We start from the raw sequence: 14,184 nt of genomic DNA, 5'->3' as shown, positions 1-14,184 counted from the left end.
TATTATGGCAATAGCAACTACTTCATCATTAGGAATTGGTAGCGGAATCTTAAGTTGGGATAATCTTAATGACCTTAAAAACAATGATGTTAAAAATCTCATTAATCCTATCACCAAAAAAATAGAGAAAAATGTCGAACAACAAACAGAGCTTGCTAAACTCATCACCAATATGACTTCTTTGAATACTCAAGCAAAGAATCTCTCGGATTTAAGCACTTACCAAAAACGTTCAACCACTATTGAAGGCACAGGGATAAAGGCAACCGCAGGGGCTGGTTTAGCGGTGCAAGATATTAAAATTAATGTCTCTCAACTCGCACAAAATGATGTAAATCAAGTAGGATTAAAATTCGCATCAAGGGATAGTGTGTTTAGCAACAAAAACACAACCTTAAACTTCTACCATAATGGCACAAACTATAATATTAATATTAAAGCGGGTATGAAGCTCTCTGAAGTCGGACAAGCTATCACAGACGCTACAGATGGTAAAGTTTTAGGAATCATTATGAAAACAGGTGGAGATAATCCCTACCAATTAATGATTCAATCTAAAGATAGCGGAGCGGATAATAAAGTCTATTTTGGTAGCACCCTAGTAGGATCCGCATTACCCGGAGGTAAAATAGAAAATTCAGGAAATGGGAGTATTGAATTTGATATTGCTGGTCAAAAACTAAAAATTGACGCTAAGGATATTCAAAGCGACTTTGGGAATACTGCAGAACAAAACGCTCAAGCACTTTTAGATGCTATCAACAAAAAACTTGAAGACCCAAGCAATAGTACACTCAAAGGATTAGTCGATAGCGGACAAGTAACCATCGGCCTCAATAAAGATGGCACAGGATTAATGCTTAATGATTCTAAGGGCGGAGACATATCAGTTGAAGTTAAAGATATGAAATTCCAAGCCGCACAAGGAACAACTAGTGCAGAGACTGATTTAGGTTTCTCTACCACAAAAACACAAACCCCTAACCAAGTTACAGGTAGCAAAGGAGTAAGCAACGAAACTTTAAGCGGAAAGTTTTCTATCAATGGCACAGAGTTTGATTTAAGCCAAACTATCTCACAAACAGGAGCTAATAATGCAGAAAAAGTCGCCGCTCTTATCAATACACAAACAAGCACTACCAAAGTAGAAGCCAAAATAGAAAATGGCAGACTTATCTTAAATCATCAAAGTGGGGAAGAGATTACCTTATCCTCTAGCGATAATGCACTAGATTCATTAGGATTAAATGCAGGAATTTATGCAACAAACAAAAACTTCTTAAACGATATGAATATCACAAATATTCAAAAAGCACAAAATGCAAAACTTACCTATAATGGGATTAATATAGAAAGGGATAAAAATAGCATTGATGATATTGTCTCTGGACTTACCCTAGAGCTTACCGCAGTTACTAAACCTAATGAAGAAGTTATCGTAAGGATAGCAAGAGATGATAGTGGACTTAGTGATGAAGTCAAAAAGTTTGTAGAAAACTATAATGAAATGTTTAATAAACTCAAAGAGCTTACTAAATATGATAAGGATACAAAAGTAACAGGAGTTTTCAATGGTAATAGTGATATTACAAGTATCACGCGTAAATTGAATGCTATTATCACCTCTATGGACCCTAGTGGAAATAACTTAATGAAATTTGGTGTCTTTCTTAATGATGATGGAACTTTGAAGTTTGAAAAAGAGAAATTCGATACAGAATTTAAAAAAGATCCTGACGCTGCGATCGCATTTTTCAGAAGTAGCACTAGCACTATTAATGGAGAAAGTAAAGAAATTGATGGAGTTTTTACAAAAATTAAAAAAACCCTTGATGGACTTATTACCGATGAAAAAGTCAATGGAAAAGAAAAAAAGGGAACCTTAAAGCTTCTAGAAACCTCACTTAATGATGATAAGAAAAAGTTAGAGACAGAAAAAACCAATACGCAAAAACGGATTGATGACAAATATAATGCGATGGCAGAGAAATGGGCACTTTATGATCAAATGATAGCCAAGCTTACCCAACAACAACAAAAAATGTCTGCAATCATTGCTGCACAAATGAAACAATAAAGGCTAGAAATGAAACCCAATGCAGCTTATAACTCCTATCAACAAAACTCTGTAGCAGTAGAATCTCCTACAAGATTGATCGAAATGCTTTATGAGGGTATCTTGCGTTTTGCCTCTATGGCAAAACGTTGTATCGACTCAGAGGATATTGAAAAAAAAATTTATTATATCAATCGCACAACCGATATTTTTGTAGAATTACTCAATTCTTTAGATTATGAAAAAGGTGGGCAAGTAGCTCATTATCTAACAGGATTATACACCCACCAAATCAAGCTTTTAACCCAAGCAAATATGGAAAATAATAAAGATAAAATTGATATTGTAATAAAAGTAACCAAAGGCTTATTAGAAGCTTGGAAGGAGGTCAATCAAAATGAACTGGCTCAATGAATTAAAAGTTGCTTACCTTAATAGAAACGATAATAAAATTAACGAATTATTAGATAATCTGCCTACCCTCACTACAAGGGATGAAATATTTGAAGCTCTAACGATAATGGAGCAAATCACGGAATATGCTAAAACTCAAAAACAGCAATTAAGCCAAGAAATGAGAAAACTCAAACAAACAAAAAAATTTCTACCCCAAGAGCAAAACATTCCTAGAATTAATCTATCTTTATAATTCTTACTATACAATTACGCTTTAAAATAAGGAAATTGTATGGACTTTAAGCCTATTAGCATAGAAGATAAAGCATTCATTGAAAGTTTTTTAAAACCTCAAAACCTCTTAGTATCGGATTTAACTTTTAGTAATCTTTATTTATGGCACTACTCAAGAGCCATTAGTTATTGTGTTTGTAACGACTGCCTTGTGATACAAACCCAATACCCCAATAAACAACCCTTTATCTTTTATCCTATCCACAAAGACAACCATAAAGAATCCAAAAGACAAGCCATTCTAGCCATTATGCAAGGATATAAGACTCAAAGCTTAGAGTTTTCTATCCATTCTTTAAGCCAAGTAGATAAGGAGGAGTTAGAATCCTTGCTACCTAATGCTTTTGATTATGTTTATAGGGAGGATAGGAGCGATTATATTTACTCTATCCCCGAGCTTATTGCGTTAAAGGGCAAAAAATATCATAAGAAAAAAACCCATCTTAATCGCTTTTTAGAACGTTATCCTTTTAGTTATGAAGCCCTAGATTCTTCTAATATTGCAGAACTTATTACAACCTATGAACAATGGTTTGATAAGGATAATGCTAATGAGGGCTTAAAGAATGAATATATAGGGATTATAGAATCCTTAAAAGCCTTTCATACTCTAAGCTTTAAAGGAGGGATTATTAGGGTAAATGGCAAAATTATCGCTTTTAGTTTTGGGGAACCTCTAAATGCAAATACGATTGTTATCCATATCGAAAAGGCAGATATTAAGTATCAAGGGGCTTATCAAGCTATCAATAGAGAGTTTTTAGCTAGAGAGTGGCACAATTATACTTATGTCAATCGTGAAGAGGATTTAGGGATTGAAGGGTTAAGGAAAGCCAAGCAGTCTTACCAACCCCTTTTTTTACAAAAGAAGTTTGATACTCTTTTAAAAACATAAATACCAAAACTTTGGAGTCTTAATAGAAATATGAAAATCCTTATCATTTGTATTTTGCTCTTTTCTTATCAACTCTTAGGAAACCCTACACTCATCGTCGCAGAGCCTATTAAAAATGGAATCTTTACACAAAATCATTACTATATCGGGTCTTTGTATTTTAGCGAACGTTCCTTTTTAGCCTCTGAAATTTCTGGTGTTATCGAAGAAATTTTTGTCAATGAAGGGGATAAAATCCAAAAAAATCAAGCCCTAGCACGGCTTAATAGTGATTTACTAAATACAGAAATTACTATTAAAAAAGCTCTCTTGCGACAAGCACAAGCTCTTTTAAAAAAAAGCGCAAAAGATTTTAAACGTTATGAAGAGCTTTATAAAAGTAATTCCATTGCTTATAAAGAATACGAAGACGCCCTCTTTGACCTACAAGCTCAAGAGGGAAATACAAACGCTATTGCTTCAGAGTTACAGCTACTCCAAACACAACTACAAAAAAAGACGATAAAAGCCCCCTATGATGGGGTAGTTTTAGAAAAAACCCTCAAAATTGGTGAGTGGGTAAGCACAGGAGCAAATGTTTTTAAAATTGCCAAACTCAGTCCGCTAGAAGCAACCATTGAAGTCCCCTTTGCAATCTTACGTTCTTTAAAAATTGGGGATACTATAGAAACCTCCATTGCTGGTAAAAACTACCCATCTAAAATCATCACCATTATTCCTCTAGGGGATTCCAAAACTAGGACTTTCCCTATTAAACTCTCTATTGAAGATAAAAAAGGAGAACTCATTGAAGGCTTAGAAGTTAAAGCTAACCTGCATATACAAAGAGAAAAAGAAAGTCTTCTTGTCCCTAGAGATAGTATCATTCCCATACAAAATGGCTACGCGATTTTTATCATCAAAGACAACAAAGCTAAACAAGTAATGGTTAATATCAAGGGTTATGAAGGATTTAATGCCTCCATTGAACCACTAAATACGACCCTAAGCACAGAAGATAGAGTTATTACTCAAGGTAATGAACGTTTAAGGGATGGAGAGAGCATTAAAGAACAAGCATTATGATAAAAACACTAATTAACCGACCCATTGTTATTATTGTTTTAATGATTTTAATGGCACTCTTTGGAATTTTAAGCCTTAAGAGCCTACCTTATCAATTAACGCCAAAAGTTACGCGTCCTATTATTACTATACAAACGACTTGGAGCGGTGCAACACCCTATGAAATAGAAAGAGAAATTATCCAAAGGCAAGAACAAGCTCTTAAAGGCATTGATAATTTAGTAAGTTTATATTCTAACGCTCGCAATAGCAGAGCCTTTATTGCCTTAGAATTTAGCATTAACACCAATTTAACCCAAGTGATGTTAGAAGTTAGTAATAAGCTTAATGAAGTTAAAGGATACCCTGATAATATAGATAAGCCTATTATAAGGGCTACTGGAGAAGATACTTCACCCATAGTGCGTATGATGTTAATAAGCTTAGACAAAAATAAAAATGTCCGCCAATACCGAACTTTTTTTAATGAGCAAATCATTCAATATTTTGAAAGAATAGAGGGTGTTGCAGAAGTGTTTTTCCCTAGTGGAGATAATAGAGAAATGCATATTATCTTAGATTATCAAAAATTAGCCGCTTATAATTTAAGCATTGATTCTATTATCAACACCCTAGAAAGAGAAAATGTCAATATCTCTGCTGGAATTATGAATTATGGAAGAAAATCTTATAGAATCCGCACAAATGCTGAATATAAAACCCCACAAATGATTGCTGATACCATTCTTTGGAGTGATGGCTTAAAACGCGTAAGAATTAAGGATATTGCAGAAGTCAAAGAAGGTTATAGCACCAAAACGACCGCTTCCCTTTATAATGGCAAAGAAGCCTTAAGTATTTTTATCAAGCCTACCGCTGATGCTAATGTTTTAGATTTAACAAATCAAGTAGAAAAAGTTTTTTTAAGTCTCAATGCAGGAATCCTAGCCAAAGAACACCTAAAATTAGAATGGATGTATGACCAAAGGGATTATATAAAACAAGCCATTGCTTTAGTGCAACAAAACATTTTTATAGGAGCTTTTTTAGCTTGTGGCATACTCCTTATATTCTTACGCTCTATCACCTCTACCTTTATTATCGCACTCTCCATACCCCTAAGTATTTTTGGGGCTTTTATCATTATGTCAGCCCTTAATAGGACTTTAAATGTTGTCTCTTTAGCGGGGATCTCTTTTGCAGTAGGTATGCTTGTAGATTCATCTATTGTAGTATTAGAAAATATCCATAGACATACAAAAATGAATAAACCCCTCTTTCAAGCTATTAATGATGGAACCACAGAAGTTATTGGCGGATTAATCGCTTCTGTGCTTACTACTATTGCTATCTTTATCCCTATTATTAGGATACAAGAAGAAGCAGGACAACTTTTCAAAGATATAGCCCTTGCTGTAAGCAGTGCGGTTGCTTTCTCACTTTTTGTATCCCTAATAGTTATTCCAACTTTATACTACCAAATACATAAAATAACACCAAAATTCCAAACAATCCCTCTAAAACCCTTAAATACTATCTCCCAATGCCTCCAAAATTTTGGTGATAAATGTGTAGCCCTCATTATGTTTTTCGTCCAAAAATGCCTTCAAAACACTAAAAACAAGATTCTTACAATCCTTACTTTAACTTCCCTCCCCTTGCTATTAGGTTATATTCTATTCCCCAAAATGGAATATCTCCCACAAGGCAATCAAAATTTCATTCTAAGCATTCTAAACCCACCTCCAGGACTTTCTTATAATGAGCGTCAAAAAATCGGTGAAATGCTTTTTACGTGTCTGCAACCTTATTTAAAAGAAAATGGGTTTAAAGGTAATGAAAAAATGCCTCCTATCCACAATATATTCTATTTAGGGAGCGAATCCAATATGCTCTTTGGGTTGCGTTCTACAGAGATTACAAGGGCTTCTGAACTCATCCCCTTAGCAAGAGAATGTATTGCAACCATTCCCGGTATTAGCGGAAATACCTCCCAAGCAGGCATCTTTGAAAGGAGAGGGGGAGCAGGAAGAAGCATTGATGTCAATATTAGCGGAGAAAATTTAGAATCCATTATAGCAACCGCCCTAGAATTACAAAAAATTATTTTTGAAACCTTTGGAACACAAACACAAATAAGACCTATCCCAAGCTTAGAATTACTCTATCCCGAATTTAATCTCTATCCCAATAATGACAGATTAAAAGCAGTAGGCTTAGACTCAAGAAGTTTTGGTATAGCCTTAGATGTTTTAATGGATGGCAGAAAAATTGCAGAATACAAAGAAGAGGGAAGAAACAATATAGACTTAATCTTAAAAACTCAAAAATCCCAAATCTCCTCTCCAGAAGAACTTCATCGTTCCCTTATTTATACTCCTAATGGAGGGATATTACCACTCTCTTCATTAGCTTTACAAAAACTGGAATATGGCATTAACGAAATTAGGCATTTAGAGACAAACCGCACCATAACCCTACAAATCAATCCCCCCCAAAATATCACGCTACAAGAGGCGATGGATAAAATAGAAAAGGAAGTTTTAGAAAAACTTAGAAACAATGGTTTTTTAGGGGACAATAAACTAACCCTTGGTGGAAATGCTAACCAACTTACAAAAATACGGCTTGCTTTAGAGGGGGGATTCATCCTTGCTGTTTTTATTATCTATCTGTTAATGGCAGCTTTATATGAGGACTTTATTTACCCCTTTATCATACTCTTTACTATCCCTTTAGCTTTAAGTGGAGGGATTTTAGGCTTATGGGTTGTGGATACCTTTTTAATCAAGCAAAGTTTAGATGTCCTTACAATGCTTGGCTTTATTATTTTAGTAGGAATTGTTGTAAATAACGCTATTTTAATCATCTATCAATCTTTACATAATATTAGGATTTATGGAATGGATTATCAAAAAGCCATTATAGAAGCTATAAGAGTCCGAATCCGACCTATTTATATGAGCTCCCTAACCTCACTCTTTGGTATGCTTCCCTTAGTCCTAGCTCCCGGGGCTGGAAGCGAAATCTATCGAGGGCTTGGGGCAGTAATCTTAGGGGGATTAGCATTATCCACCTTTTTAACCATTTTCCTAATCCCTTGCCTTTTATCTTTTTTTATCACTAAGGAAAAAAAGTATGTTTTATAAAATATTACTCCTTATAAGTCTTTTTCATTTTAGCTATGCACTAAGTTTGCAAGAAGCCATAGAATTAACCCTTAATAATAATCATAGTATCAAAGAACAAACATACTTTTTAAAAGAAATGCAATATATTCACCAAAAAAACCAAAGCCCTTTTTATCCGTCTATTGACGCTAATTACACCACCAATCAAAGCAATCGCCTAAACCAAAGAGGTAAAAAAGCTTCAGGAAGTTTTGGAGGTAACATTACCTATAACCTTTTTAATGGATTAAGCGATATTTTCACACTCTCTAGCTCTAACTCTCTCTACCAAGCACAAGAACACCAATTACAAGCCACTAAAGAGGATATTATTTTGCTAGTTAAAACCGCTTATATTAATGTGTTGCGTCAAAACCAAAATGTCCTCATAGCCGAGCAGTCTAAAGCCCTCTTAGAGGAGCAAAGGAGAGAAAGTGCAGAATTTTATAAAGTAGGATTAATCCCTAAAAATGATTTATTGAAAGTAGAAGTAGAACTTAAAAATGCCACACAAACACTCTTAAGCGCAAAGAGTAATTTAGCCTACTTTATAAAAACACTTGAACGATACACAAACACAAGCATTAATCCCAAAGAACTTATAGAATTAAAACTCCATAAACCAAGCTTTAAGCTTGATACCCTACAAAATCTTATGTATGCAAAGAATTCCGCATTACTCTACCTAGACAAAATCATCCAAAGCAAAGATTATCTCATCAAAAGCAATGAGGGAAATTTTCTACCCGATATTAACCTTATAGGAAAATACACCAATTATAGCGATAATTACCCATTAATAGGCAAAAATAGCAGTTATAGAGAGGAAACTTCAGCAGAATTACAAGTCAATCTTAATCTTTTCAATGGCTTTAAAGATAAATATCTCTTAGAATCCTCTAAAGTCAATAAATTAGCTTTTCAATCCCAAAGAATCACCCTCATAGAAAATCTAAATTTACAACTTTTTGAAAGCCTAGAAACTTATAATCTTGCTCTAAATGCTTATGAAATCTCCCTTATAGCTCTCAAACAAGCGGAGGAAAATTATAGAATCTCACAAAATCGCTATAAAGCAAGGATTGAAAGCACAAGCAATTTTTTAGATGCGGAATTACTCCTAACAAAAGCTAGAAGTAATGTGGTTTTAAACCGATATGGCATTATACAAGCCATCGCAGAAATAGAAAGAATCACACAAACACCCCAAGTGCAAGAATGATTAGGTATCGATAAACTTATCGCGTCTTTCTTAACAACACTTAGGATTGCCCTTAGAACCATATTTATTATCCATAGCTTCTTTAAAAAACTCCTCTTGTGTTTTAAGGGGTTCATTAGGGCGGTATTTAGACATATACTCTTTATATTTATCATAACTAGGTATGCCAACAAGTAAATACAAAAATCTATCAGATTTTTGATAGATTTTTTTTAGTAAGCTAAAAAATTTTAATATTCTATCCATTAAACAACCCCCTCATAATCGCTTGTCTTTTTATAAGGAAATTCCGCTAAAGGAATGGTTTTTTGCCCCCTAAAACACTGCCAACAAATCCTTAGAGTTTGCACCAAAACAAGCAAAGTTACAAACATAAAAAAGGCACAAAGAATCGCATTTAAAAGATTATTATTAGCAATCTTTGAAAGTCTTTGTGCTTCTTGAGTGAGTTTAGTAGCCAGCTCTACATCACTTGTTGCCATTGCTTCAAGCATTTTTACTTCGGCTTTTGCACTATTATTTTGCCAAATAGCAATATGGCTAACAGAATCGTGAATCTTCTCTCCATTAGCAGGAAGTAGCTTTAAAGTCCCCGCATACAAAGTGCTTACCAATACCCAAGTTACAGGCAAAATAACAACCCAGGATTGTTTAATTTTACCCATTTTAAAAAACACGACCACCACAGCAAGCAAAGCCATTCCCGCAAGCATTTGATTAGAAACCCCAAAGAGCGTCCAAAGGGATTTAATACCACCTTGTGGGTCTGTTACCCCTTGATAAAGAATATAACCCCAAAGGGCTACACAAATCAAAGTCGCAATCGCACCATAAAAAACAGATTGAATATTCCCAAAGGGCTTATAAACATTGCCTAATATATCTTGCACCATAAACCTAGCAGCCCTTGTCCCTGCATCTACTGCCGTTAAGATAAAAAGTGCTTCAAACAAAATAGCAAAATGATACCAAAACGCCATAGAACCTTGACTAAAAAGTGGAACTTGCGAAATAATAACAGCTAAACCAACCGCAAAAGTCGGTGCTCCCCCTGTTTTGCTTAAAATACTGCCCTCCCCTATTTCTTGTGCAGTATTTAAAATCTCCTCTGGAGTAATAACAAATCCCCAACTACTAATAGTCTGTGCTGCTACCTGTGCAGCAAGAGCAGCATCTTTTAGCACTCCACCCTCATAAAAAGCACTCGTCCCAAGTGCAGCTGGAGCAACATTTAAAGAAAAATACAATCCCGGAGTTAAAATTACAGCCGCTATTAACGCCATTACCGCAACTGCAGATTCCATAATCATAGCTCCATAACCAACAGCCCTAGCGTGCGATTCTCTCTCTAGCATTTTAGGGGTTGTCCCACTTGAAATAAGTGCGTGGAATCCACTAATTGCCCCACAAGCAATAGTAATAAATAAAAAGGGGAATAATTCTCCGCTAAAAACCGGACCACTCCCATCAATAAATTGCGTTAGACTTGCAAATTTAACCTCTGGAGCGACAATTAAAATCCCCACCGCCATAAGCACGATAACGCCAATTTTTAAAAAAGTGCTTAAATAATCCCTAGGAGCGAGCAAAAACCACACAGGTAAAATAGCAGCGACAAAGCCATAAACAATAATTACATAAGTTAAGCTAACAGGACTTAAAGTAAAAAACGCACTTAAAGTAGGATTTGCTGCCACCTCACTACCATAAATAAGTGCTAAGATAAGCAATACAAAGCCTATAATACTTGCCTCCCCAATCCTACCTGGACGCAAGAAACGCATATGAATCCCCATATAAATCGCAATAGGTATCGTCATAGCAATCGTAAATAACCCCCAAGGCGATTGTGCTAAGGCATTCACCACCACAAGGGATAAAATCGCAATAATAAGCATCATAATGCCTAAAATCCCAATCATAGTAATACTCCCTACTCCCTTACCAAGCTCTAGCTTAATAATCTCTCCTAAAGATTTACCATTCCTACGCATAGAGATAAACAGCACCGTAAAATCATGCACCGCCCCTGCTAACACAACACCTACAACAATCCAAAGCATACTGGGCAAATACCCCATTTGTGCCGCCAAAATAGGACCAACCAAAGGACCTGCTCCCGCAATAGCGGCAAAATGATGCCCAAAAAGCACTATCTTATTAGTAGGGACAAAATCCCTACCATCATTATTTATTACCGCAGGAGTAGCACGATTATCATCTAACCTTAACACCTTACAAGCGATATATTTAGAATAAAACCTATAGCCAATAGCATAAATACATACAGCGGCTACTACTAACCAAACCGCAGAAATGCTCTCTCCGCTATGGAGTGCTAAAACCCCAAAACTATAAGCCCCAATAATGGCTACAATAGCCCATAAAACCATAATCAAACCTTTATTCATCTGAAGCTTCCTTTTACCAAATTTAGTTATAAAACAAGCATTAAAACTTATTTTATATATAAAGTCAATTCTTTTTAGTAATATTTAAGAAATCTACCAAGCATTAAAAGAATGTGTTAATTTTCTACCCATTAATAAATTAATATTGACAAGAAAAAAGTTTTAGACTAAAATTCTACTTTATTGTAATATCTGCAAAACTACTAGAAGGGAAACTTCGACTTAAACTAAAGACTTAAATAAAACTAATCTTAATAGTTCTCTTAAGCATTCTTTGACAAGCAAAATTTTTGCACTCTCTTAAAAGGAGTTTTGCGATTTTAAAAAGGTTTTATATGAGCGATAATCAGCATAAAAAAGAACAAAAGATGAGGACACATACACCCGTTGAAGGCTACACCATAGAAGACTTACGTGCAAAACCTATTAACAAACTAGCCGATATTGCAAAATCCTTAGGTATTGAAAACCCCCAAGAGCTTTTGCGTCAAGACTTAATCTTTGAAATCTTAAAAACCCAAGTGAGTAAAGGCGGTTTTATCCTCTTTACCGGGATTTTAGAAATCACTTCAGAAGGCTATGGTTTCTTACGCGCTATTGATGAAAACTTCTCTGGCTCTCAAAATGACGCCTATGTAAGTAGCACCCAAATCCGCAGATTCGCCCTAAGAAGTGGAGATATTGTAACCGGACAAGTCCGCTCTCCTAAAGACCAAGAACGTTACTATGCGTTGCTAAAAATAGAAGCAATTAACTACCAATCCCACGATGAGATGAAAAACCGCCCCCTCTTTGATAATCTAACCCCCCTATTCCCAACAGAGCAAATCCATTTAGAATACAATAGCCTAAAAATCACCGGAAGAATGCTAGATTTATTTGCCCCCATTGGCAAAGGACAAAGAGCCTTAATCGTAGCACCCCCAAGGACAGGAAAAACAGAGCTTATGAAAGAATTAGCCTATGGAATCACGCACAACCATCCAGAAATTGAACTCATTGTTTTACTAGTCGATGAGCGTCCAGAGGAAGTAACCGATATGGAAAGAAGCGTTAAAGGAGAGGTTTATAGCTCCACCTTTGATATGCCAGCGAACAATCACACACGCGTTGCGGAGCTTGTTATAGAAAAGGCTAAAAGAATGGTAGAGTTAGGCAAAGATGTAGTAATCTTGCTTGATTCTATTACTAGACTCGCAAGGGCTTATAATACCGCAACCCCAAGTAGTGGTAAAGTCCTAAGTGGAGGGGTAGATGCTAATGCCCTCCATAAGCCAAAGCGATTTTTCGGAGCAGCTAGAAACATCGAGCAAGGAGGCTCCCTAACCATTATCGCAACTGCCCTTATCGAAACAGGCTCCCGAATGGATGAAGTGATTTTTGAAGAGTTTAAAGGCACAGGAAATAGCGAAATTGTCCTAGCTAGACATATCTCAGAGCGTAGAATCTACCCCGCAATGGATATTTTAAAAAGCGGGACAAGAAAAGAAGAACTCCTCTTAGGAGCCGATAAACTCCAAAAGGTATGGGTATTACGGAATGCTATCCACCAAATGAATAATGAAATAGACGCCTTAACTTTCCTCTACTCCCAAATGCAAAAATCCAAAGACAACGAAGAATTCTTAAATATGATGAATGATAGTGCAAAAAATTAAAACAACTCCCAAAAAAATCGGTGTTTTTGATAGTGGAGCAGGAGGCTTAAGTGTCTTAAAAAGCCTTATAAATTCTCAAAGCTTTGAAGAAATCATTTATTATGGCGATACCGCAAGAGTTCCTTATGGAAACCGAAGCCAAAAAGTCATTATCCAATACTCCCTAGAAGCTCTAATTTTTTTTAAAACCCAGCATATCGACTTACTCATTGTAGCGTGCAATACCATAAGTGCCTATGGGTTACAATCAATGCAACAAGCCTCATCTTACCCTATCATTGGGGTTATTAAACCCGGAATCTTAGCCTTAGAAAACACCATTAAAAACAAAGATTCTAAAATCTTAATCTTAGGGACAAAAGCCACGATAAAAAGCAATCTCTACCAAACACTTTTACAAAAGCGAGGCTATCATAACCTATCTGCACTAGCTACAAGCCTCTTTGTTCCCCTAGTAGAAGAGGGGATTTTTGAAGGAGAGATTTTAGATTCTACAATGCACTATTATTTCAAAAGCTACCCAAACAATCCAGACGCTATTATTTTAGGTTGCACCCATTTCCCACTTATCGCCAAATCCATAGCAAAATATTTTGACAACAAACCCCTGCTTATCCATTCAGGAGACTCGATTATGCAATATCTACAAAAGCAATATCCCCTAAAGCCCACCACAAACCCTACAAAAATAACCTTTTTTGCAAGTGATAACTTAGAGAGATTAAAACAAACTGCCAAACTATGGCTTAACCAACCCTAAACAAAACCCCTATAAGAATTTAGTTAATCCAAATCCTAGCAAAATCAACATAAGCACTCTTTAAAAATAAAGTATTATACCCTAATTAACTCACCCCACCCTGCTCCTTTAAAAGCTAAATTTAAGAATTAAACTAAAAATTAAAAGTTAATTAAAAAATAATCCTCTTTACTTAAATCAAAGTTTAAATTTTATGCTATACTAGGAATGTTAAAAATAGTTTATGACAAATACATAATAAAAATGCCTAAATCTCCTAATATAATAATATATTAGGG

The 14,184-nt window shown here is 35.4% G+C and carries 11 protein-coding genes; 9 read left to right on the top strand and 2 right to left on the bottom strand.

The genetic code is table 11. The features are described from left to right. The first annotated feature begins 4 nt into the window (after nucleotides 1–4). The 7 genes from fliD to LS72_RS07000 are packed head-to-tail and all read left to right on the top strand — an operon-like array spanning nucleotide 5 to nucleotide 9,077. On the top strand, nucleotides 5–2,077 hold the full coding sequence (gene fliD / locus LS72_RS07030) for a flagellar filament capping protein FliD (protein WP_138155223.1): 2,073 nt from the start codon (nucleotides 5–7) through the stop codon (nucleotides 2,075–2,077). A gap of 9 nt (nucleotides 2,078–2,086) precedes the next feature. Next, a complete protein-coding gene (gene fliS / locus LS72_RS07025; RefSeq protein ID WP_034554377.1) occupies nucleotides 2,087–2,470 on the top strand; it encodes a flagellar export chaperone FliS in 384 nt (127 codons plus the stop codon). After that, on the top strand, nucleotides 2,454–2,705 hold the full coding sequence (locus LS72_RS07020; RefSeq protein ID WP_034554376.1) for a hypothetical protein: 252 nt from the start codon (nucleotides 2,454–2,456) through the stop codon (nucleotides 2,703–2,705). Before fliS ends, LS72_RS07020 begins: the two co-directional genes overlap by 17 nt. 39 nt (nucleotides 2,706–2,744) lie before the next feature. After that, the gene (locus LS72_RS07015; RefSeq protein WP_034554375.1) at nucleotides 2,745–3,641 is read left to right on the top strand and encodes a DUF2156 domain-containing protein; all 897 of its coding nucleotides are present in this window, start codon (nucleotides 2,745–2,747) and stop codon (nucleotides 3,639–3,641) included. Nucleotides 3,642–3,671: 30 nt separating this feature from the next. Then, on the top strand, nucleotides 3,672–4,706 hold the full coding sequence (locus LS72_RS07010) for an efflux RND transporter periplasmic adaptor subunit (protein ID WP_034554374.1): 1,035 nt from the start codon (nucleotides 3,672–3,674) through the stop codon (nucleotides 4,704–4,706). After that, nucleotides 4,703–7,834 (top strand): efflux RND transporter permease subunit, encoded by a 3,132-nt coding sequence (locus LS72_RS07005; protein ID WP_034554373.1) that lies wholly within the window; start codon nucleotides 4,703–4,705, stop codon nucleotides 7,832–7,834. The genes LS72_RS07010 and LS72_RS07005 overlap by 4 nt, the downstream gene beginning before the upstream one ends. Further along, nucleotides 7,824–9,077, top strand: coding sequence for a TolC family protein (locus tag LS72_RS07000; protein WP_034554371.1), 1,254 nt, complete (start codon nucleotides 7,824–7,826; stop codon nucleotides 9,075–9,077). Before LS72_RS07005 ends, LS72_RS07000 begins: the two co-directional genes overlap by 11 nt. 30 nt (nucleotides 9,078–9,107) lie before the next feature. Here the strand turns inward: LS72_RS07000 and LS72_RS06995 are convergent, their stop codons facing one another. Further along, entirely contained in the window at nucleotides 9,108–9,323 is a 216-nt protein-coding gene (locus tag LS72_RS06995; protein WP_052087320.1) for a CstA-like transporter-associated (seleno)protein, read from the bottom strand. Continuing rightward, the gene (locus tag LS72_RS06990) at nucleotides 9,323–11,488 is read right to left on the bottom strand and encodes a carbon starvation CstA family protein (protein ID WP_034554370.1); all 2,166 of its coding nucleotides are present in this window, start codon (nucleotides 11,486–11,488) and stop codon (nucleotides 9,323–9,325) included. Before LS72_RS06990 ends, LS72_RS06995 begins: the two co-directional genes overlap by 1 nt. 335 nt (nucleotides 11,489–11,823) lie before the next feature. Here LS72_RS06990 and rho point away from each other — a divergent pair, with 335 nt between their 5' ends. Together rho and murI are read left to right on the top strand one after the other, a co-directional pair. Further along, nucleotides 11,824–13,146: a transcription termination factor Rho gene (gene rho / locus LS72_RS06985; RefSeq protein ID WP_108910459.1), complete on the top strand. Its 1,323-nt coding sequence runs from the start codon at nucleotides 11,824–11,826 to the stop codon at nucleotides 13,144–13,146. After that, on the top strand, nucleotides 13,127–13,906 hold the full coding sequence (gene murI / locus LS72_RS06980) for a glutamate racemase (RefSeq protein WP_034555457.1): 780 nt from the start codon (nucleotides 13,127–13,129) through the stop codon (nucleotides 13,904–13,906). The genes rho and murI overlap by 20 nt, the downstream gene beginning before the upstream one ends. The last annotated feature ends 278 nt before the right edge of the window (nucleotides 13,907–14,184 follow it).

This window comes from Helicobacter apodemus (assembly GCF_000765745.2).
GTDB lineage: Bacteria > Campylobacterota > Campylobacteria > Campylobacterales > Helicobacteraceae > Helicobacter_D > Helicobacter_D apodemus.
The sequence above is the reverse complement of the archived record's forward strand: the minus strand, read 5'-3'. Positions and strand labels throughout refer to the sequence as shown.